Genomic DNA, 20,646 nt, shown 5'->3' with positions numbered 1-20,646 from the left:
TTTTTAGTAAATGAACGCGCGGGTGATGATGACCAGCAGAATAAACAATACCAGAATTGCTCCTGTGGAACCCCACAGACCCATACCAGCACCATAGCCGTATCCTACGCCTGCAACATGAGACATTGAACATTACCTCCTTCATGGTTTGTTTCCTTTGGGTTACTGTGTATCTTATGAGGCGAGGTGCCTGCCGGTATAGACCTTTACCCATATCCCGGAAATTAGGCGCTGGCAATGTAAGGCTAAAATGCGGTATATTATTATGTACAGGTATAGATAGTGGAGGAGGAGGCTTTTTCTTGGAATTTAAAGGTGCAATGGGCGGTATTTACAGAATTACGGAATGGATTACGCGCTTTGCTTACAGCAACATTTTGTGGCTGTTGTGTTCGTCGCCGTTTTTCTTTTTCCTGGTGACCAAAATGCTGGTAACCGGTGCGAACGAGTCCCTTCAGATGAATTGGGCCATGGGCATTGTGGCACCGTTTACATTGTTTCCGGCTACGGCCGCGCTGTTTGCGGTAGTCCGTAAATGGGTGATGGGCGACCCCGACGTGAAGATCTTTAGTTTGTTTTTCAGGTCCTATAAGGAAAATTACAAGCAGAGCATGATCGGCGGCATTTTCTATGTGCTCCTGCTGGTCATCATGCTGGTCGACTATACCGTGTACATGACGCAGCTCAGCAATCTCCAAATCATCGGAATCGTGATGCTGGTTTTGCTGATTGTCCTGTTTGTTTCGCTGTTTAATTTCTTCTCGATGATTGTTCATTACCATATGGGAATTGTGCAGATCCTTAAGAACGCGGTGCTGATCACCATTATCCGTCCGCTGCGCGTCATTACGACGGTTCTGGGCAGCGTGGTTGTGCTGTTCGTCGGCTCGAAGTATCCGGCTATCATCTTTATTTTCGGGGGAAGCTTGATTGCGTACTGGGCTTTCTTCAACTTCTTCGCGACGTTCAACAAAATGCAGGAGCAGGCGGAACGGATCAAGCAGAAGGAACTGGAGGAGCAGGAAGCAGCTGAACTGGACAGAGACCCGGAAGAAGATGTTTCGGATGACGAGGATTCGACGGACGAGGATTCACGGAACCGGGAATCGGTTAAGAGAGATTAGAATGATCAGATGAACGAATGGATGCAGGAGATATTCGATCATTTTCGAGCAACATTTACTTTTTGATAAAATGGGTCTATAATAAGACTACATCCTGCGATGTTCGCCACGGTTAATCGTTGTTTTGAACCAATGATAATGTCTAGGGAGATCATTACGAAGCGCAGCTGAAAAGCCCTGTCTATATGACATGGGGACTTCAAAAACGCATCCGAGGTCACCCACCTGCCAAAGCAGGTTCAGAAGACAATTTAACCGGACGGCATAGGCGGGTTTTTATTTTGACAAAATGTAAGACACTCCGTTTTGCGGAAGCTTTTCCGGAATTCAGGGGTGTTTTTTGCATGTATAGGGACATTTTACCCGAGTTTCTCTTTTGTTCTGATCCTAACAATGTTACACTGTTAAGTATTGATGATGCTTACTGCAAAGGGGGAAAGGTCTTGTCGTTAAAGAGAGTTCTAGTGGGGATCGTTCGAAGCCAAGAAGGTACAAGCGACCGGGCGAAGGATCCGAAGATGAAGACGCGCTATTACAATTTATCGAGAGACAAGGCATGGGAGGAGATATCCTCGACACTGAAGAAAATTCCGGGCTACAAGGTTCTGCACGAGGTTCCTTCCGTCGGAGAAATCACGCTGGAAAAAAGAACTTCCTTGGGACGCACGGTAGATATCACCGTATCGGTGCTGTCCGTGGGGCCGGTACGCAGCGCAGTTGACATGTATTCAGCTTCAAGAGGCTCCATGGGAGATCTGGGGGCCAATTACCGCATTATTCTGAATCTGTTTTCAACACTCGACAAGAAACTGGCCAAATACAAAACGACTTCCTAATAAGACTGAAAAAGCGAGAGAAAGGACAAGGCTCTTTCTCCCGCTTTTTTTTCAGGTGTTCAAATGCTTTGCGATCTTGCGATCGAAGAAAGCATGGCCTGTGAAGGCATACTTTCTTATTTCATAAAAAAATTCGGTTGGAATTTGTCTAAACGGTTTAAAAGCATATACTAACGTTAAGGGAACATTCAAGCGCTCTTAGAGCAGTTCCTTCACAGCAGCCACTGCTTTTTCGTAGTCCGGGTGCTCGGTCATTTCTGGCAGATACTCCACGTACGTGATTTTGTCGTTTTTGTCGACAACGAAAATGGAGCGCATGTCCAGACGGAATTCCTTGATATGAACGCCGTACGCTTGTCCGAAGGACATATCCTTGTGATCCGATAGCGTAACCACACGGTCTACGCCGGCTGCACCGCACCAACGGGCTTGCGCGAACGGCAGATCGGCGCTGATGGTCAATATAACCACATCCTCCCCGAGTGCACCTGCTTCTTCGTTGAAGCGGCGGGTCTGGGCGTCGCATACGCCGGTATCGAGAGAAGGAACGACGCTGATCAGTTTGATTTTGCCTGCATAATCCTGAAGAGTAGCTTGCTCAACCAGGTTTTTGCTAACGGTAAAATTCGGAGCCTGGTCACCCGCTTTCAGTTCTGGTCCTACCAATGTAAGGGGGTTGCCTTTGAAAGTTGCAACACCTGTACGTTCTTGTGTCATGAAGATTCTCCTTTCGAAACTTTGGAATTGGTGAATCGTGCCAAGGACATTATAATCTTTTTAAAAAGGCGTTGTCCAATCCGTTTGCTTGGTTTAGGGGAGGCTTTTGCATTTCATGGGGTGGCGGTTTAGTCTGCAGCGGCGTTAAATCCTGAATTGTTTAAGCAAAGGAAGTGTAGCATGTTATTCGTTCGGTATGAAAACTGGAAAAGCTATTTAAAATATTATCCCGTCACGACGATATTATTTGTAGCCAACATTATAATGTATCTGATCCTGGTCTTTAACGGAGGCGCTTCGGACAACAACACGCTCGTCAAATTCGGCGCGCTCACCAATGTGGACGGATACAATGAGTGGTGGAGATACGTGACATCGATGTTCTTGCATGGAGGCTTCTCGCATCTGCTGTTCAATGATTTTGCGATCCTTGTTTTCGCCCCGCCGCTGGAACGGCTTCTCGGAGCATGGAGGTATGCGTTGTTATATCTTCTTAGCGGAGTTATCGGGAATATCCTCTCGGTGGCGCATTACAACCGTCTTGGCGAGACACTGATTACGATCGGAGCTTCTGGGGCGATCTACGGCGTATATGGAGCGTTTTTGTACATTGCCTTGCTGCAGAGGAACTGGATGGACGACGCCTCGCGGAAGACGGTTTACGCCCTTCTGCTGGTGGGCATTATCTTCTCATTTGCTTCCGGCAGCGTGCAAATCAACTGGATGGCTCATTTGGGCGGATTGGTCGGCGGGTTCTTCATTTACGGATTGATGGCAAGAGTGGTGAAAAAACGAATAAAAGGGTCATAATCGTTTAATTTGAACTAAAGGACGGGAGTGTTTTCTCCCGCATATGACCGTGTGATTCAAGGGAAAACCGATGGAGCTTTAGTTCATTTTAACTAGCGGATAGCGTAAAAAGCAGAATGGAGCGAGTAACAGGTGGAATTAAGACAGTTGCAGTATTTTTTGAAGGTAGCGCAGAAGGAGCATGTCACCCAGGCGGCAGAAGAGCTGCATGTGGCCCAGTCTGCGGTCAGCCGCCAGATTCATCAGCTGGAGGAGGAACTGGGCGTCCAATTGTTCATGCAGAAGGGAAGAAATCTGCAGCTGACGCCAGTAGGACAATTGTTCTGTAAACGGGTGGACAGCATTCTGAAGGATCTGGATAAGGCTGTCGTTGAAGTGCATGAATTTTTGGACCCGGAGCAGGGAGAAATCCGGATCGGGTTTCCGCATAGCTTAGGCATTCATCTCATCCCGTCTGTCGTTGCTGAATTCAAGCAGCGGTATCCGAATGTCAAATTCAGATTCAAGCAAGGGATGTTTCCTTCACTGATCCGGGATGTCATTTCGGCGGAAGTGGATCTCGCTTTCATTTCGCCTTTCCCGGAGAAGCATGAACAGGTGGAAGGCGAAATCATGCTGACAGAGGAGCTGTATGCGATTCTGCCTCCGAATCATCCGCTCGCGAACGAGGAGTGCATCGCCCTGAACCAGCTGAAGGAGGATAAATTCGTCCTGTTCAGCAAGGGATACTCCCTGCGCCCGATTGTATGGCATGCTTGCCTGGAAGCCGGTTTTACGCCGAAAATCGCTTTTGAAGGGGAAGAGACGGATACGATCCGGGGCTTGGTTGCCGCCGGTATGGGCGTCAGCATTTTACCGGAGATGGCCTTGTTCCAGACGAATCCCCTGCAGCCGGCCAGAGTGAGGATATCCGAGCCGAAGGTGACACGCACCATCGGGCTGATACATCGCTCCGACGACAAGCTGCCTCGGGTTGCGCAAGCCTTTCGCTCCTTTCTGCTCAGCTATTTCGGACTGCAGCAGCAAAACGGAAATCAAAAAAACACCCCGGTCGGTTCTTAACCGACCATGGTGTTTTTTTGATTATTAATCACGGTTGTTGTTCGTGAAGATCATGATGTAGCGAAGCAGCTCCAATACGGAAATCAGCGCGGCAGCTACATACGTGAGCGCGGCGGAATTCAGAACCTTGGCTACGCCTCTTTCTTCATCGTTCGTGATATAGCCTTCCGATACCATAATGTCGCGCGCGCGGTTGCTCGCGTTAAACTCGACAGGCAGGGTAATCAGCTGGAAGGCAACGGCGACCGAGAAGAATACGATGCCGATGCCCAGCAGTCCCATCCATTGGAACAAAAAGCCTGCGATGATCAGCAGCGGAGCAATCCCGGAAGCAAAGTTGACGATCGGGAAAATCCGGTGGCGGAGCACCAGCATCGGGTAATGCTGCTTGTGCTGTATTGCGTGTCCAACCTCGTGGCAGGCGACGGAGATGGACGATATCGAGTTCTCGTAATAAACCGGCTCCGACAAACGGACCACCCGGTTAATCGGATCATAATGGTCAGACAAGGCTCCCCGCACCGGCTCGATCGGTATGTCTTGAAGACCGTTACTGTCGAGCATGTGACGGGCGACGTCATAACCGGTCATACCGCTCGCTGCCGGCACCTCAGCCCACTTTTTAAACGTTCCTTGAACCCGAAACTGGGCCCAAAGGGAAAAACCGAACGCAATAATGATTAGAATAAACATTCCCATATTACACCCTCCTGCTTGTCATAAAATGATGCCTGTTATGATGATAAGGCCGCTATAGCGTTGGCCCCTGCTCAAGGAAGAGTCGTATTGCTTCGATGCACGCCGCACCCTGAGGCAGCAAATTCAGCAGCAGATGACGGGCTTGCCCGGGCTTCATCTTACTGATGATGGGGCTGAGCTCCTTCACCTCGCGTTCAAGCTGCTGCATATGCAGTTCCAGGTAGGAGAGCTTGTCGGATACCTGATGGATTTCAGGTGCAGCATCCCACTTGTCAAGCGTCTGGCGAATCTCTTCCAGAGTATATTTCTCTTGTTTCAAATCATTAATACGTTGAAGACGGAGTAAGGTTTCATGGCTGTACAAACGATAATTTTTAAGAGTGCGCTGTTCCGGGGAAATCAGCCCCAATTTGGTGTAATAGTCGATTGTTCGTTCGCTTACACCTCCAGCTTTAGCCAATTCGCCGATCCGATACAGCTTTATATCCTCCCCATTTGGAAACACCTCGCTAATTTGGAATGAACGGTCTGTTGAGAAACGACCAAAGATTTGAATATAACCTTGCATGAAGTTCTGTAAATATAAAAGAACTAAAGCCGCAACTTGCTACTCCTTATATTCGGTATGATTCAGTAGAAGTAAGCCACCATTGCTTTAATTCAATTCATACATGTAACTCATTTTAAGATGTGATTGATGAAAATATGATACATGAAAGTTAACCATACAGTCAAACGTCACGCTTTCACAATATTACAATTCATGTAATGTAAAATTACATATATTATTTTTCTGAAAAAACTCTTGTCAGTTTCACCCCTTTCTGCTTATAATGTGATTAATAATTTCGTTATATGTTATAAAACCTAACATTTAAAGAGGAGTGGGGAGTATGAAAAGAAAGTGGTTTGGCGGTGCATTGGCGTTTCTTGCTTTAATGGCTTTTCCGGCTACGGTGTTTGCTGATGACGGACCGACGAACGTGCAGCTGCAAGCGGGGCTCAACACCTTTTTCGTTTTCATGGCGGCGATGCTCGTATTTTTCATGCAGGCAGGCTTTGCGCTGCTCGAGGCAGGTTCGGTAAGAATGAAAAATGCCGGGCATATTGCGGGTAAGACCGTATTGACGCTGGGAATCTCCATTATCGTGTTCTGGGCTTTCGGTTTCGGACTTGGATTCGGCAACGGCAACAGTTTATTCGGAACCACCGGATTTTTTATGACAGGCGATGCGATGGCAAAATCTTTTGATGCGCTGTCTGCGTCCGATGTGTCGCTTTCCGTGAAGTTCCTGTTCCAGCTTTCCTTCGCTGCGGTGTCGTTGGCCATTGCCTGCGGCGGCATGGCTGAACGTGCGAAGCTGAGCGTATATATCGTATTCGGGGCATTGTTCATGGTCATTATTTATCCGGTCATCGCCCACTGGGTATGGGGTGGCGGCTGGCTCGGGCAACTGGGCATGCAGGACTTCGCAGGCTCCACGGTCGTTCATTTAACGGGTGCGACGGCAGCACTGGTGATCACTTACATGCTGAAACCGCGTCTAGGCAAATACAATAAGGATGGCAAGCCGAACAGCATTCCAGGCCACAATCAGGTGTTATCCGTCTTGGGCGTCTTCATCTTGTGGATCGGCTGGTTCGGGTTCAACCCAGGCAGCACGCTGTCGGCCATGATGGACGGATTCTTCGGGTATGTTGCGCTGACGACCAATATTGCGGTAGCGGCCGGGGCCATCGCCGCACTGCTGATTTCATGGGCCGTGTTCGGCAAAGCCGATATTCCAAGCATGCTCAATGGCGTGCTGGCTGCGCTCGTGGCGATTACCGGCTCCTGCGCTTTCGTAGATGCCTGGGCTGCCGTTGTGATCGGTGCCGTAGCAGGTATCGTGACCTTCTTCACGGCACAATGGTTTGAAAGAGCGGGCATCGACGATCCGATCTATGCATTCTCCGTTCATGGCATTGCAGGCATTTGGGGCGCCATCTCCACAGGCTTGTTCGCAACTCCGAAGCTTGTGGAAACGACAGGCGTCGGCAAACCCGGCTTGTTCTACGGCGGCGGATTAGAGCAGCTCGGGGTTCAGCTCCTGGGTGTCCTCGGGGCGTTCGTCTTTGTATTCGTGGTTTCGTTCATTATTATCGGCATCATGAAAGCAACAATGGGCATTCGCGTTTCGGAGGAAGAGGAAATGATGGGGCTTGATATCAGCGAGCACGGCACATATGGCTATCCGGAACAAATGAAACTGATCGCAGATAGCGCAGCGGCAAAGCCGGCTCCTGAACTCTCGGCGGTTAAACCGGTGTCAGGAACCGGTGAAGCTTTCAATTAAGGATGAGCACGTCACAAGAATGCTCGGGTTGTTAAGACTCCGGTTTGCTTACGCTGAGGCAACGGTGTGGCAAGGAGGTGCAGCGATGGAACGAATGAAATACGCCGAGCCCGGGCCGGTTCTGGAAAGCATCAGGTACGCGGCTTCACGGGAGCATTTAAAGGAACGCAGGCAGGAATGCCAAACGCAGCTGGAGCAGCTTCATACCGTGCTGCCGATTGCCTCCTGGACGGCGATGGTGAACGACATGCATGATGAGATCGCGTCCAGGGCGGCCATCCTATGCGAGCTTGAACTGGAAGCGGCGGGCTACGGCCCGCCCCCGGTTCCCTATGCGTTTGTCGTATTTGGCAGCTCGGGGCGGCGTGAATCTACGCTATGGAGCGATCAGGATAACGGGCTGATTCTCAGTAATGAAGAGCACGAGGACAAAGAAATGTACTTTCATGCGTTTGGCCGTCATCTCTCTCATTTGCTTGAGTATGTGGGTTATGAAAAATGCAAGGGGAAGGTGATGTGCTCCGAGCCGCAGTGGCGAAAAACGCTTGAAGAGTGGAAGCTTCAGTTGGCAAGCTGGCATCAGGATTTCAGCTGGGAGCCCGTTCGCAGCCTCATGATCGCCTCGGATATGCGGTTTATTGCTGGAGAACCGTCGCTTGCCTTGGCATGGAAGCGATGCTTCGAGCACAGCATGAATGAATCTCCCGAGATGGCTACGGCGATCTTAAGGAATACCGTCAGACACAAAGCGACGCTGAACGTGCTTGGTCAGGTTGTAACCGAACGGTTTGGTGAGCATGCAGGGGATTTTGACGTCAAATATGGGGTTTACATCCCGCTGGTGAACAGCATCCGATACATGGCTTTGCAGGAGGGGATCGGGGAAACATCGACTTTGAAACGTCTGGAAAGGCTGACGCTGCTGGATGGCGGGAACATGCTGTTTGAAAACTGCCAGCGTGCCTTTCTGACAGCTTTATCGCTTCGGGCGGCGGTCTCTCATACGGTGAAGAACGGCATCTATTCCAGCAGCGGATATTTGCCGCAATCGGAGCTGAAGAATAAAACGCTGTTGTATCAGCTTCGTGACAGCTTGACCACGGTCAGACGCATTCATCGTGCTCTGCAAAGAAGGCTTCGCTTCGCGGAGAGGAGAAAATTATGAAAACTCCGGAGCGCGGGAACAGCGGTTTCTGGAGCATGCTGCGCCAAGGCGGGGTTCCTTCGGCCATCGCATCGGTCATGGGAGGGAATTCGGCTCAGCAGATGGCCTTTATTCGCTCCCTTACAAGGGAACAGCGCCGTCCGGAAATGCTCCATACCCCGCTGAACAAGCTGAAAACGGTCATTTTCGATTTGGAGACGACCGGATTCCACGTTCAGCAGGGGGATGAAATCTTGTCGATCGGAGCGCTGAAGGCCGAAGGCGAGAACATTATGGAAGAAGAACGGTTTTACACGCTGGTTCAAGCCAAACGACCGGTGCCACAACGCATCACGGAGCTGACCGGGATTACGCAGCCCATGATCGATGAAGCACCGCCCCTGATCGACGGACTGCATGATTTCATGAATTTCGTCGGAGACCGGGTGCTGGTGGCGCATGCGAGTGCGCATGACAAGGCCTTTCTCAACGCTGCCTTGTGGAAAACGTCGAAGGTCAATCTCGGGCACCGGGTCATTGATACGATGATGATCGCCAGATGGCTTGAGCCGCACCGCCAGAGCTATGCGCTGGACTCGTTGCTAACGGGAAGGGGCATACCCATCGAAGGCAGGCACCATGCGCTGGAGGACGCCAAAATGACCGCAAAGCTTTGGAGCTCATATCTGAGCGATATTTCGCAGCAGAAGCGGGCAGAAACCCTGGGCGATCTATATGACTGCCTCAGCCATGCTTTATGAGAGCGGGCTCCAGTGAATACAATCCATCAGCACCCTTAACGACATAATAACCATTTAATCTAATCGCATCCTTTGATTCACCCGGGCTCCCAATCAGATAGATGCGGATCAGCCCGGCGAATAAGGACAGCTGCCGTAAATCCTCATCGGAGGGAGTCGGCTGCGAACGAGGATGGGAATGAAAGAGGCCGATCAGGCCTTCTCCCCGCAAGCATTGTTTCGTCCATTCCTCGGGATGGAGAATAAAATGGTGCAGCGGGTCAGGCGCTACGTTGCGCATCGGAACGAAATTGTCGATCCGCATGCCGCCCGCTGCTGCTTTACCCCGCAACACGCCGCAGGCTTCATATGGCAACCCGCGAAACGCGTGCTCGGCTATTTGCCTTCCGCACAAGGCGCCGAGCCAAATTTCTTGCCGGGTATCCTGAGGTTCTGTCAACCGTAGTTCTCCCCTCTCGTATGGCCTCTGCTAAGAAGCAGGGGCATTTTTTTATTGCTTGAACGTATACAATAATACATGAATTTTCATGTATTCCAAATTTCTTGCAAACCATTTGTAAGTTACGGTGAAAAGAGGGTACAATAGGTCATAGAATCTCTATGAAAAGGAACGAACACACCCATGAAGCGTAATTTATATATTCTTCTTGGCGTCCTTGTGTTAATCGGTATCGCTTTGTATCAAAATGCGGGACCCGGCATTCAGTCGGCATTCCAGCACGAAAAGCCGATGCCGACCGAAACCGGACCCAAGGCGGGGCTGCTTGCCCCGGCATTTACGGCGCAAGGACTGGACGGCAAAGAGTATCATGTCGGTGGCCAGCAGGACAAAGCCATTCTGCTGAATTTCTGGGCGTCCTGGTGCAGTCCGTGCCAGCAGGAAGCGCCCGAGCTGAACGCACTTGCCGAGAAATACAAGGACAGCTTGAACATCTACGGGGTTAACGTGACCAAATACGATAATAAAAAGAATGCCCAACATTTTATCGATAAATATAGCGTGAAGTTCCCAGTGATGTTCGACATGAAGGCGGATATCTATGAAACGCAGTACAAAGGCATCGCCTTCCCGACCAATGTGCTGATCGATAAGCGGGGCGTGGTGCAGGAAGTTGTGCTCGGCATACTGCCGCCTAAAGATTTGGAGAAGAAAGTGAAGCATCTCGTTAAATCCTGATGTTCTCATTAGAAAAACCCCGAAGTCCTCAGGACTTCGGGGTTTTTTGGCCGTTTACATTCAGATTAATGGTTGACGAGACCCCGGTGCTCATCCGACTCTTCGCCCCGATCGTTATCCTGCTGGAGAATTTGCCCGAGCAAGGCGTAACGCATACTATCCACGAGCGCTTCCCAGCTCGCTTCGATCACATTGCCCGACACTCCGACGGTGTTCCAGGAATTGTTGATGTCGCGAGATTCGATCAGCACGCGGACTTTGGCGGCCGTGGCATCCTTTTCATCCAGCACGCGAACCTTATAGTCGGACAGGTGCATTTCCTTGATAGCCGGGAAATACTGAACGAGCGCTTTACGCAGCGCGTTGTCCAGCGCGTTGACTGGGCCGTTGCCCTCGGCGGCGGTGTAGACGTTATTGCCGGCGACGTTCAATTTGACGAAGGCTTCGGAGACAACCGGGCGACCGGCTGTTTTTTCAACGAGCATTTTGAAGGATTCGAAGGTGAAGAGCTCCTTCATATCCTCGCCGGCTTCGCGCAGCAGGAGCTCGAGAGAAGCATCCGCGGCTTCAAACGTATAGCCTTGATGCTCCAGATCCTTGATTTTATCGATGACCTTGCGCGAATGTTCATTCGTTTGATCGAAATCAAGACCCATTTCATGGGCTTTGGAGACAATGTTGCTCTGTCCGGCCAAATCAGAGACCAGCACCCGCTGTTTGTTGCCGACCCATTCGGGAACGATATGCTCGTACGTTCTGGAATCCCGAAGAATAGCAGAGACATGAATGCCGCCTTTATGGGCGAAAGCCGCATTTCCGACATACGGCTGATTCACGGGCATGTTGACGTTCGCAATTTCGCTGACATAACGCGCGGTATTGGTCAGCTGCTTCAGGCGCTCCTCGCCGATACATTCGTACCCGAGCTTGAGCTGCAGGTTAGGGATAATGGAGCAAAGATTCGCGTTGCCGCAGCGTTCCCCGTATCCGTTTATCGTGCCCTGCACCTGGCGCGCGCCCGCTTGAACCGCGCTCAGCGTGTTCGCGACCGCAAGCTCGCAGTCGTTATGGGTATGAATGCCAAAGTTCGCCTGCGGCAGACCTGTGCGGAGCGTCGTGACGATGCCGCCGATTTCATGCGGAAGCGTGCCGCCGTTCGTGTCGCACATGACAAGCCAATCCGCACCGGCTTCATGGGCTTTTTTCAGGACGGAAACGGCATAGTCGGGGTTGTTCTTGTACCCGTCGAAGAAATGCTCCGCGTCGAAAATAACCTCAAGACCCTGCTGCTTCAAATAAGCAATGGAATCGTAGATCATCGCCAGGTTCTCTTCGAGCGTCGTCTGCAGCGCTGTATGCACATGGAAGTCCCACGATTTACCGACCAGCGTCGCAGCCTGCGCGCCTGATTCGAGAATGCGCTTCAGGTTCGCATCCTGATCCGCTTGGCTGTCTTTGCGTCTCGTGCTGCCAAACGCGGTGATTTTGGCGCTGAGCCCGAGCTGCTGCACCCGTTTGAAAAATTCAATGTCCTTGCTGTTGCTTCCCGGAATCCCACCTTCAATATATTGAACACCAAGATCATCAAGCTTTTTGGCAATTTTCAGTTTATCGTCCGCCGACAAGCTGACTCCTTCGCCTTGGGTACCGTCGCGCAGGGTCGTATCGAAGATGGATATGGACTTAGACATGAAGCGTCCTCCTTTGGAAGTCTTGTAAATTCGATTTTTATTTATAGTTAATTATTATAGCATTTTTACGCGGGAATGTAACAAAGAATTCCGGAAATTCACGCCTTGACGTTTCTTGACCTCTTTTTCAAGGAACGTTATGCTGGAACTAACGAAATTGCGAAGGTGAGAAGGACGCATGAGAAGCGACGTTGACGCATATTACCCATCGAACGGCAGGGTCATTTTACATGTGGACATGAATGCTTTTTACTGCTCGGTGCATGAGGCGGAGGAGCCGGAAAAGTATCGCGGGCGGCCCACGGCGGTGGCCGGGAGCATCGAGCTGCGCAAAGGGATCATTGTGACCTGTTCCTATGCCGCAAGGCAGCGGGGGATATCCACGGGCATGCACGTGAACCGGGCGCTAAAGCTCTGTCCGGATCTGATCATTATTCAGCCTGATTTTTATTTATACCGGAAATACTCGAAGGCGTTCATGAAAATAGCCTATGCCTACACACCGCTCATGCAGGCGACATCCATCGATGAATGCTACCTGGATATTACCGGTTCAAAGCAGTTCGGTACGCCCCAGCAGATCGCAGAAGAAATCCAGCGCAGAATCGACGAAGAGCTGGCTCTTCCCTGCTCGGTCGGCATTGCACCCAACAAGCTGCTGGCGAAGATGGCTTCGGATATGAAAAAACCGCGGGGCATTTCCGTGCTTCGCATCCGTGATGTGCCTCGGATTCTGTGGGATAAACCCTGCGGCGAACTGTTCGGCATTGGCGGCAAGACGGCCGAGAAGCTGCGTAAGCTTGGCATCTATACGATCGGACAGCTGGCGAGAACCGAAGAAGAGACGCTGACCCGGGCATTCGGCGTGATCGGCGTGTGGATGAAGCAGGCTGCGAATGGCATCGACCACTCGCCGGTGCTGGAGGAGCGGGAGCAGAACAAATCGATCGGCCATACCACGACGCTCCCGACCGATATTCAGGCGCGCGAGGATGTCAACCGGGTGCTGCTCAATATCAGCGACCAGGTTGCGCGGAGGCTGCGGCGCCAGGAGCTGGTCGCGGGCGGCGTGCAGATTACAATCCGTACGCCTGACATGAAGACGATCACCCGCAGCCGGGCGCTGGCCACCCCGACCGAGAATGCAGGGGATATCTATGATGAGGCGCGTCGTTTGTACGCGGAGCATTGGAGCTGGGATAAGCCGGTGAGGCTGCTTGGCATTACGCTGCAAAGCCTGACGCCGAAGAGCGAATCGGCTATCCAGCTGGATCTTTTCGAGTATGAGAAGCAGCCGAAAAAGGAATCGCTCACCCAAACGATGGATATGCTCCGCAACAAATTTGGAGAGAATGCGGTCGTGACCGCCGGCATGCTGGGGGATGACCCGTCGGTCCTGCTCCGGAATCATAAAGTGAGGGGAACCTCGCTGCAGATGGATTTTGTGAATAAAGAGGGACTGGATTTACCTTAATAAGGTCATAGATACGGGACGAATTTGGGTATATCATCTATGCTGACATGTGATATTTGTCATAGGTATCCCTTATGGGATGCGATACGATGAAACTCGCAGCCTTTTCAAGGCTGGTTGAAATACTCGTTACTTGCAATAGGGGGTAGGGAAACATTATGGGGAAATACTGCTGGGTTGATAAAGATACATGCATTTCCTGCGGCGCATGCGGTGCTACGGCTCCGGATATTTACGATTATGATGATGAAGGGCTTGCCGAGGTCGTATTTGACGGAGACGCTAACCAAGGGATTACTGAAATTCCGGAGGCGATGTACGACGATCTCCAGGATGCGGCGGATGGCTGTCCGACGGATTCCATTCATGTCGCGGACCAGCCGTTCATGGTTGCCGTTGAAAATTAGGAAATGATTCTTAAAACATCCTTGCATCAGGATAGGCCTGATGGAGGATGTTTTTTTGTGCTCATTCCGCCGATATATATAGTAAAAAGATCGACGAAACGATGGAGGAAGCCGTGGGGAACTCTCATTACCTCAAAAAATATGTGCAGATGCATCCCGATAACAAAATGGGCTGGTATTTGCTTGGCAAGGAATATGAAAAGAACGGGCAGCATGGCAAAGCGAACTACTGCTTTAATCAGGCCGGCGGCGTGTTTGAAGCGTTCGAGACGAGCAAAATGCCCTCGGATATATGGAAAGAATACGAATCCAAGCTGCTGCAGCAGGCGGAGGCAAAAGACCGTCGCGTGCTGCGGGCTCGCCGGACGCTCGTCGTGCTCATGCTGATGCTGCTTGCCCTGGTTCCTTCGGTAGATGCACCGGGCCGGAGCATGGTGGCTGAAGAGGCACCCGTAAGCAGCAAGCCGGAAGGCGCAGCGCCCGCAGAAGAATCGCAGGGCGGGAAGCGCCAGGGCAGCGGTCAAGCGGCGGTGAACAATCAAACGATATTTACGGCTGCCCAGGAAGGCGGATTTGGCGCGGGAGGTCCGCAGCCGGATCCTGCTCCGTTTACGCATCCCAATCTCCTGCAAGGGAGGCTTGCGGTTCTGGAGCTGAAAAAACAGGGACAGTGGCTGCTATGGAACCGGAGGTTGCCGGTCGGGTATACGATCGAGAATAACGGCCCAGGCTCGTTATCCTATCAGTCCTATGATCACAAAATTTGCAACTGCAAGCTGCCGGACGGCGATGAGATGGCCGGCGAGGCATTCACGTGGACGGGAGAGCAGGAAGAACAGGCACTGCTGTTCAGCGCGATTCAAGCTTATAAAAACAATACCGGGCGTTATCCGGAACGGCTTGAAGATTTGCTGCGCCCGTTTCCGGGCAACTGGATGTCGGGAACGACGGACGGCATGAAGGAGGCGTTTCAGCCGCTTTTGCAGGACGCGATAGCAGAGGCGGCAGGGAAGGAGCCTAAGGGCGGGAATCAGAACGCAGGCGGAGCGAAGGCGGAAGGACCGCTTGCGAAGACATGGGGCGGCAAGCCTTTTTTTAAGGAGCAGCTGCAAATCGTCGTCGATAAAAGCAGCCATCGGCTGGCCGTCGTCAGTGGACGGGTCATCCTGCGGAATTACAAGGTTGGGCTTGGGGGCGACCGTACGCCGGAAGGGAAATACGTGATCAGCGATAAAGTCATGAATCCGAACGGACGTGCGGACGGGGATTTCGGAAGCAGAGGAATGCAGCTGTCCGGAACGAATTATGCGATCCATGGAACGAACGATCCGTCCAGCGTCGGTGAGGACGAGTCGCAGGGATGCGTCCGGATGAGCAAAGCGGATATCGAGGAATTGTTCGATCTGGTGCCGATGGGAACACCGGTGCTGATAAGCAAAGGAGGGCTGCCTGATGATGTGCTCGTTCCGAAGGAAAGATTCCATACGAAGCGGGAACAGGATCAGACAAACCCCCGGAAAACGTACCACTGGCTGTAATCAGGTGTTAAGGATAATCAGCACAACAATGAGCAGAATGAGAAGCAATAAACTGAGGCCGGACCAAAAAATCGCCTTTCTGTTCACTTCTTCCTTCTTTTGCTGAAGTGTCGGAGGCTTGCGCTTGGTTGCCATAGAGTTCAACCCTCTTTCTATCAAATTCAGTGGATACCACAATTGTAATGGGTTTATCCGTAAAATACCAGCAGGACGAGGGTATCCTGAACGGAAAGAACAAGGCAAAAAACTTTCCTTTTAACCCGGAAAAGGATAAACTTAAGGATAGAGAACACAACTGTGGATGGAGAGGAAGAGTAGCAGGTGCTGTACAGAAACGTGGCAAAACCGATTTTTTTTAAGATGGACCCGGAGAAAGCGCATCATTTAGTGATCGGAGGACTACATACAGCCGGATCGATGCCGGGAGGCACCGGCCTTTTGCAAAGCATGTACGGCGTCAGTGAAACGCAGGATCTGGCAGTCGATTTGTTCGGGCTTCACTTTCCGACGCCGGTTGGACTCGCGGCTGGACTCGATAAAAATGCAGCTGCGGTCGAAGGCTTTTCCTCCATCGGATTCGGATTCATGGAGGTGGGGACGGTTACGCCGAAAGGACAACCCGGCAACGATCAACCCCGGCTGTTCAGGCTGCCCCCGGACGAAGCGCTGCTCAACCGTATGGGGTTCAACAATGAAGGTGCGGAAGCGATGGCACAAAAGCTGTCTGCCCTGAAGAGCCGGACGATTCCCGTGGCCGTCAATATCGGCAAGAACAAGGTGACCCCGAATGAAGAGGCTTATAAGGATTATCAGGAATGTTTGCGCAAGCTGTATCCCTACGGCGATTTTTTCGTTGTGAATATCAGCTCCCCGAATACGCCTGATTTGCGGAATCTGCAGTACGGCAGCGAGCTTTCTTCGCTGATCGCGCATATTATGGAAGAGATGCGACAGCAGGCGCAAAGCTTCGGCAAATCCAAACATATACTGGTGAAAATTGCTCCCGATGTAAGCAACGAGGAGCTGGAAATGATGGTGGATGCGCTCGCCGTGAGCGGAATCTCCGGAATTATCGCCACGAATACCACGATTGGCAGGGAAGGGCTAACCCATCCGAACAAGAAAGAAACAGGTGGGATTAGCGGCAGACCGCTGCGGGCACGTTCCACAGAGGTTATTTCCCGTGTATACCGACAGACGGGCGGGACGCTGCCGATCATCGGCTCCGGAGGCATATTTACCGCAGCGGATGCTTATGAGAAAATCCGAGCCGGGGCAAGCCTGGTTGAGATTTATACCGCATTAATATATGAAGGGCCCGAAGTGAACCGCCGGCTGCACGCCGGACTCAGGGAGCTTCTGCGCCGTGACGGATTTTCACATATTTCCGAAGCCGTAGGAGCAGACCATCGCTAAAGGGAGATAGACAGGAGGCATGTGAATGGACGGCAGGGATTGGGGATTGTTTTTACTACCGTATGAGCAAGCCGTTGAAGAACTTAAAGTCAAATTCAAGACCATGCGCGCGGAGCTGAAAAAACGCGAGGAATACGCGCCGATCGAATTCGTAACGGGCCGCGTGAAACGGATTTCCAGCATTTTGGAAAAAGCCCAGCGTTTGAGCGTGCCGATGGACCAGCTGGAGACCGGGATCGAGGATATCGCCGGCATCCGCATCATGTGCCAGTTTGTGGAGGATATCCGGCGCGTGGCCGAGTACATCCGTAAGCGGAAAGACCTGAAGGTTTTATATGAAAAAGACTATATTACGAATTACAAGGAAAGCGGCTACCGCAGCTTCCATATGATTGTCGAGTATCCCGTGCAGACTGCACTGGGTCAGAAGCAGGTTCTGGCTGAAATCCAGATTCGGACGCTGGCGATGAATTTCTGGGCGACGATCGAGCATTCCCTAAGCTATAAGTACAAAGAGAGCCTGCCGGGAGAAATGCGCAGACGACTTCAGAAGGCGGCGGAAGCGGCCGCGGTTCTGGACAATGAGATGTCGAGTATCCGCGAAGAAATTTTGGAGGCCCAGAAGAAGTTTGAAGATGATTCCAACGTGACCTCCCGCGTGCTGACCTTGATTCATCAGCTGTACTTTTATCATCTTGTCAACGAGGCAATGGAGTTCCAAGAACGGTTTAACCGCATTTGGCTTAACCAGAATGAAAACCGCGATATGGAGGACATGAAGGAATTGCTGGATGATGTGCAGAAGCTGATGAAGGCTTACCGGAAGGATGACTCGCAAGAGGATTAAGGGATAAAGAGTATTGCATTATAGGACGTGAACAGCCTGCAGGTCCTCGCGGATCGCAGGCTGTTTTCGTTGATTCCGCCGTTGCCGACATGCTCTGTATAATCACTGTATCGATGGATTCGTTCCTTATGGATAGGTGCAGGATAGAGAGCTTTTTCGCCAAATATGGTAAAATGGGACGGGTTCAATTAAGCCAAGACAGAACAGGATGATGAATGACATGGCGCTGCAGCTGCCCGCCGCTTTCGAGGAGCGGATGAAGTCGATATTACAAGATCAATACGACCGCTTCATCGCATCGTACGACCATGACCCGTACAGCGGGATCCGGGTTAATACATTGAAAATTTCCGTGGAAGACCTGCTATCGCTTAGCCCTTGGCGGCTCAAGCCGATCCCATGGTGTCCTACGGGATATTATACGGAAACAGGAGAAAGACCGGGAAGGCATCCTTATTACCATGCCGGTCTTTACTATATACAAGAACCGAGCGCTATGGCTCCGGTAGAGATGCTGGATGTGAAGCCGGGGGAAAAGGTGCTTGATCTCTGCGCCGCTCCGGGAGGGAAATCCACGCAAATCGCGGCCAAGCTTCAGGGGCAGGGGCTGTTGATCAGCAATGATCTGAACTCGGAACGCACAAAGGCGCTGGCCAAAAATCTGGAGCTGTACGGCGTGCGCAACGGCGTTGTTTTGCAGGAGCATCCCGAACGGATCGCCGGGAAATTCCCTGGCTTCTTCGATAAAATTCTCGTCGATGCCCCCTGCTCCGGAGAAGGCATGTTCCGCAAGGATGAGGACATGGTCCGGCAGTGGGACGCTCAATCGCCGCTCAAATATGCCGCCATGCAGCGGGATATTCTGAAATCCGCGGCAAAAATGCTGAAACCTGGCGGCCGCATCGTGTATTCCACCTGCACCTTCTCACCGGAAGAAAATGAAGCGATCATTGCGGAATTCATTGCCGAGCATGAGCATTTCCATGTACGGACGCCTGAGCGAAGCGGATGCTTCGCTCAGGGAGAACCGGAATGGCTCAAGGGAAATGAAGAACTAGCCCGGGCCATCCCCGCAGAGATCTGGGAGCAGACGAAGCACACCGCCCGGCTGTGGCCCCATCTTATTGAAGGAGAAGGACATTTTCTGGCCGTGCTTCAGCATGATGGCACGCGGGAAGAGGAGCCTGAGCTTCTGCAAACCACGCCTGCATCCCATGCGGACGGAAGAGAACGGCTTCGCAGCAAGGAACAGATGCGTCCCGAACGGGGGCGAAGCAGCGGTAAAAAGGGCAAGGGGTCACCGAAAGCAGCCGCAGCGCCAATGGCCGATCCTCTGGAAGCCTACGAGCAGTTTATTAAGAGTCATCTTGCCTTTGAGCCCGGAGGATATACCATCGTGTACGGCCAGCATATCTATCAGTCCCCGCTGCCAGCCGAAGCGCTGGACGGGCTGAAAGTGGTGCGTCCCGGCTGGTATATGGGAGATGCCAAAAATGGACGCTTCGTGCCTGCACATCCGCTGGCCACAGCACTGCATCCGGAAGAGTTTCACCGCGTGCTTTCTTTGACATCTGAAACCGGTGAAGCCGTCCGTTATTTAAAAGGCGAGACGCTGGATGTGGAAGCACAGCGCATTGCATGCTCCGAAGGCATGGCGGCAAAGGGCTATGTGCTTGTATGCATTGACGGCTATTCGGCTGGCTTCGGCAAATGGCAGGACGGATTTTTGAAAAACGAATACCCTGCAGGGTGGAGGTGGACCTCGATATGAGCGGAAAAGGAAGAACGACGCTGAGGCTCGACAAGGTGCTGACCCATATGGGGTACGGCAGCCGCAGTGATATCAAGAAGTACGTGAAGCAAGGACTGATTACTGTAAACGGCATCCGGGCCAAAGACAGCGGAATGCATGTCCAGCCTGAATCGGATGTCATCCTGCTGGAGGGGGAGCAGATCGTATACAGAGAATTTATTTACGTGATGCTGCATAAGCCGCCGGGCGTGGTATCGGCAACAGAGGACCGGCGCGACCGGACGGTGCTGGATCTGCTTGCTCCCGAGCTGCTCGCATTCGAGCCTTTTCCAGTAGGGCGCCTGGATAAAGATACGGAAGGTCTGCTGCTGTTGACCAATGACGGCAAGCTGGCGCATGAGCTGCTGTCCCCGAAACGGCATGTGCCCAAGACGTACACGGCGCTGGTCTCCGGGGATGTGGGCGAGGAAGATGTGCGGCAGTTCGCCAAGGGCGTCACGCTGGACGACGGCTATGTCACATTGCCGGGCGAATTGACTGTTCTGGACAAGGAACAGCAGGGAGAAGAGGTGCTGTCCCGGATCGAACTGACCATCCATGAAGGCAAATTTCATCAGGTCAAACGGATGTTCGAGTCGGTTGGCAAAAAAGTCCTTTATTTAAAACGAAACCGCATGGGCAATCTGAGTTTGGATCCTTCACTCAAGCTCGGGGAATACCGTGAGTTAACAGATGATGAGCTAGGGCTTTTGAAGGGGAATGAGTAAGCATATCCGACTTGGTAAAAAAATACAGGTTACACTTCGATAACACACCTGTATTACAATAGACGAAAAGACATAAAAGGATGGATG

The 20,646-nt window shown here is 51.8% G+C and carries 21 protein-coding genes and 1 other RNA gene; 16 read left to right on the top strand and 6 right to left on the bottom strand.

Features of this window, described 5'->3' with window-relative positions; translation table 11 throughout:
* Positions 1-3: 3 nt before the first annotated feature.
* Positions 4-126 (bottom strand): YjcZ family sporulation protein, encoded by a 123-nt coding sequence (locus PCH05_RS27545; RefSeq protein WP_218030506.1) that lies wholly within the window; start codon positions 124-126, stop codon positions 4-6.
* Positions 127-302: 176 nt separating this feature from the next.
* On the opposite strand from PCH05_RS27545, the gene PCH05_RS01400 reads away from it, so the two are divergent.
* From PCH05_RS01400 to PCH05_RS01390, 3 genes are all read left to right on the top strand, one after another.
* The gene (locus PCH05_RS01400) at positions 303-1,124 is read left to right on the top strand and encodes a YesL family protein (protein ID WP_127599883.1); all 822 of its coding nucleotides are present in this window, start codon (positions 303-305) and stop codon (positions 1,122-1,124) included.
* Between the two features lie 88 nt (positions 1,125-1,212).
* Positions 1,213-1,403: non-coding RNA, 6S RNA (ssrS, locus tag PCH05_RS01395), on the top strand.
* Between the two features lie 164 nt (positions 1,404-1,567).
* Positions 1,568-1,960 carry a DUF1499 domain-containing protein gene (locus PCH05_RS01390; protein ID WP_127599881.1) on the top strand — a complete coding sequence of 131 codons (393 nt, stop codon included), beginning with the start codon at positions 1,568-1,570 and terminating at the stop codon, positions 1,958-1,960.
* A gap of 198 nt (positions 1,961-2,158) precedes the next feature.
* Here the strand turns inward: PCH05_RS01390 and tpx are convergent, their stop codons facing one another.
* Positions 2,159-2,677 carry a thiol peroxidase gene (gene tpx / locus PCH05_RS01385; RefSeq protein ID WP_127599879.1) on the bottom strand — a complete coding sequence of 173 codons (519 nt, stop codon included), beginning with the start codon at positions 2,675-2,677 and terminating at the stop codon, positions 2,159-2,161.
* A 180-nt stretch (positions 2,678-2,857) separates the two neighbouring features.
* Between tpx and PCH05_RS01380 the strand changes: the two genes are divergently transcribed.
* Together PCH05_RS01380 and gltC are read left to right on the top strand one after the other, a co-directional pair.
* The gene (locus PCH05_RS01380) at positions 2,858-3,487 is read left to right on the top strand and encodes a rhomboid family intramembrane serine protease (RefSeq protein WP_127599877.1); all 630 of its coding nucleotides are present in this window, start codon (positions 2,858-2,860) and stop codon (positions 3,485-3,487) included.
* Positions 3,488-3,619: 132 nt separating this feature from the next.
* The gene (gene gltC / locus PCH05_RS01375) at positions 3,620-4,549 is read left to right on the top strand and encodes a glutamate biosynthesis transcriptional regulator GltC (protein WP_127599875.1); all 930 of its coding nucleotides are present in this window, start codon (positions 3,620-3,622) and stop codon (positions 4,547-4,549) included.
* Between the two features lie 24 nt (positions 4,550-4,573).
* Here gltC and PCH05_RS01370 read toward each other — a convergent pair whose 3' ends face one another.
* Positions 4,574-5,248 carry a zinc metallopeptidase gene (locus PCH05_RS01370; RefSeq protein WP_127599873.1) on the bottom strand — a complete coding sequence of 225 codons (675 nt, stop codon included), beginning with the start codon at positions 5,246-5,248 and terminating at the stop codon, positions 4,574-4,576.
* 52 nt (positions 5,249-5,300) lie between these two features.
* Complete coding sequence (locus PCH05_RS01365; RefSeq protein WP_246049320.1) at positions 5,301-5,732, bottom strand: MerR family transcriptional regulator; 432 nt, start codon at positions 5,730-5,732, stop codon at positions 5,301-5,303.
* A 409-nt stretch (positions 5,733-6,141) separates the two neighbouring features.
* On the opposite strand from PCH05_RS01365, the gene PCH05_RS01360 reads away from it, so the two are divergent.
* The 3 genes from PCH05_RS01360 to PCH05_RS01350 all read left to right on the top strand — a co-directional run bounded on the left by PCH05_RS01360 (position 6,142) and on the right by PCH05_RS01350 (position 9,489).
* Positions 6,142-7,584 carry an ammonium transporter gene (locus PCH05_RS01360; protein WP_127599869.1) on the top strand — a complete coding sequence of 481 codons (1,443 nt, stop codon included), beginning with the start codon at positions 6,142-6,144 and terminating at the stop codon, positions 7,582-7,584.
* An 85-nt stretch (positions 7,585-7,669) separates the two neighbouring features.
* Complete coding sequence (locus PCH05_RS01355; RefSeq protein ID WP_127599867.1) at positions 7,670-8,749, top strand: DUF294 nucleotidyltransferase-like domain-containing protein; 1,080 nt, start codon at positions 7,670-7,672, stop codon at positions 8,747-8,749.
* A complete protein-coding gene (locus PCH05_RS01350) occupies positions 8,746-9,489 on the top strand; it encodes an exonuclease domain-containing protein (protein WP_127599865.1) in 744 nt (247 codons plus the stop codon). The genes PCH05_RS01355 and PCH05_RS01350 overlap by 4 nt, the downstream gene beginning before the upstream one ends.
* Here PCH05_RS01350 and PCH05_RS01345 read toward each other — a convergent pair.
* Positions 9,473-9,928: a M67 family metallopeptidase gene (locus PCH05_RS01345; protein WP_127599863.1), complete on the bottom strand. Its 456-nt coding sequence runs from the start codon at positions 9,926-9,928 to the stop codon at positions 9,473-9,475. The genes PCH05_RS01350 and PCH05_RS01345 overlap by 17 nt on opposite strands.
* Positions 9,929-10,111: 183 nt before the next feature.
* On the opposite strand from PCH05_RS01345, the gene PCH05_RS01340 reads away from it, so the two are divergent.
* On the top strand, positions 10,112-10,666 hold the full coding sequence (locus tag PCH05_RS01340; protein ID WP_127599861.1) for a TlpA family protein disulfide reductase: 555 nt from the start codon (positions 10,112-10,114) through the stop codon (positions 10,664-10,666).
* A gap of 65 nt (positions 10,667-10,731) precedes the next feature.
* On the opposite strand, the gene cimA is transcribed toward PCH05_RS01340, so the two are convergent.
* Positions 10,732-12,357: a citramalate synthase gene (gene cimA, locus PCH05_RS01335; RefSeq protein ID WP_127599859.1), complete on the bottom strand. Its 1,626-nt coding sequence runs from the start codon at positions 12,355-12,357 to the stop codon at positions 10,732-10,734.
* A gap of 178 nt (positions 12,358-12,535) precedes the next feature.
* Here cimA and PCH05_RS01330 point away from each other — a divergent pair, with 178 nt between their 5' ends.
* The 7 genes from PCH05_RS01330 (at position 12,536) to PCH05_RS01300 (ending at position 20,559) form a co-directional block, all read left to right on the top strand.
* Positions 12,536-13,831 (top strand): DNA polymerase IV, encoded by a 1,296-nt coding sequence (locus PCH05_RS01330; RefSeq protein WP_127599857.1) that lies wholly within the window; start codon positions 12,536-12,538, stop codon positions 13,829-13,831.
* A 158-nt stretch (positions 13,832-13,989) separates the two neighbouring features.
* On the top strand, positions 13,990-14,238 hold the full coding sequence (locus PCH05_RS01325; RefSeq protein WP_127599855.1) for a ferredoxin: 249 nt from the start codon (positions 13,990-13,992) through the stop codon (positions 14,236-14,238).
* 113 nt (positions 14,239-14,351) lie between these two features.
* Complete coding sequence (locus tag PCH05_RS01320; protein WP_127599853.1) at positions 14,352-15,776, top strand: L,D-transpeptidase; 1,425 nt, start codon at positions 14,352-14,354, stop codon at positions 15,774-15,776.
* 321 nt (positions 15,777-16,097) lie between these two features.
* Positions 16,098-17,192 carry a quinone-dependent dihydroorotate dehydrogenase gene (locus PCH05_RS01315; RefSeq protein WP_127599851.1) on the top strand — a complete coding sequence of 365 codons (1,095 nt, stop codon included), beginning with the start codon at positions 16,098-16,100 and terminating at the stop codon, positions 17,190-17,192.
* Positions 17,193-17,217: 25 nt separating this feature from the next.
* Entirely contained in the window at positions 17,218-18,039 is an 822-nt protein-coding gene (yjbM, locus tag PCH05_RS01310; protein ID WP_127599848.1) for a GTP diphosphokinase, read from the top strand.
* Between the two features lie 220 nt (positions 18,040-18,259).
* The gene (locus PCH05_RS01305) at positions 18,260-19,810 is read left to right on the top strand and encodes an RsmB/NOP family class I SAM-dependent RNA methyltransferase (RefSeq protein WP_127599845.1); all 1,551 of its coding nucleotides are present in this window, start codon (positions 18,260-18,262) and stop codon (positions 19,808-19,810) included.
* The gene (locus PCH05_RS01300) at positions 19,807-20,559 is read left to right on the top strand and encodes a pseudouridine synthase (protein ID WP_127599843.1); all 753 of its coding nucleotides are present in this window, start codon (positions 19,807-19,809) and stop codon (positions 20,557-20,559) included. The genes PCH05_RS01305 and PCH05_RS01300 overlap by 4 nt, the downstream gene beginning before the upstream one ends.
* Positions 20,560-20,646 lie beyond the last annotated feature (87 nt).

The sequence above is a fragment of the Paenibacillus chibensis genome (assembly GCF_004001045.1).
Lineage (GTDB): Bacteria > Bacillota > Bacilli > Paenibacillales > Paenibacillaceae > Paenibacillus_AQ > Paenibacillus_AQ chibensis.
Note: the sequence above shows the minus strand (reverse complement) of the source record. Positions and strands in the feature narration are given on the sequence as shown.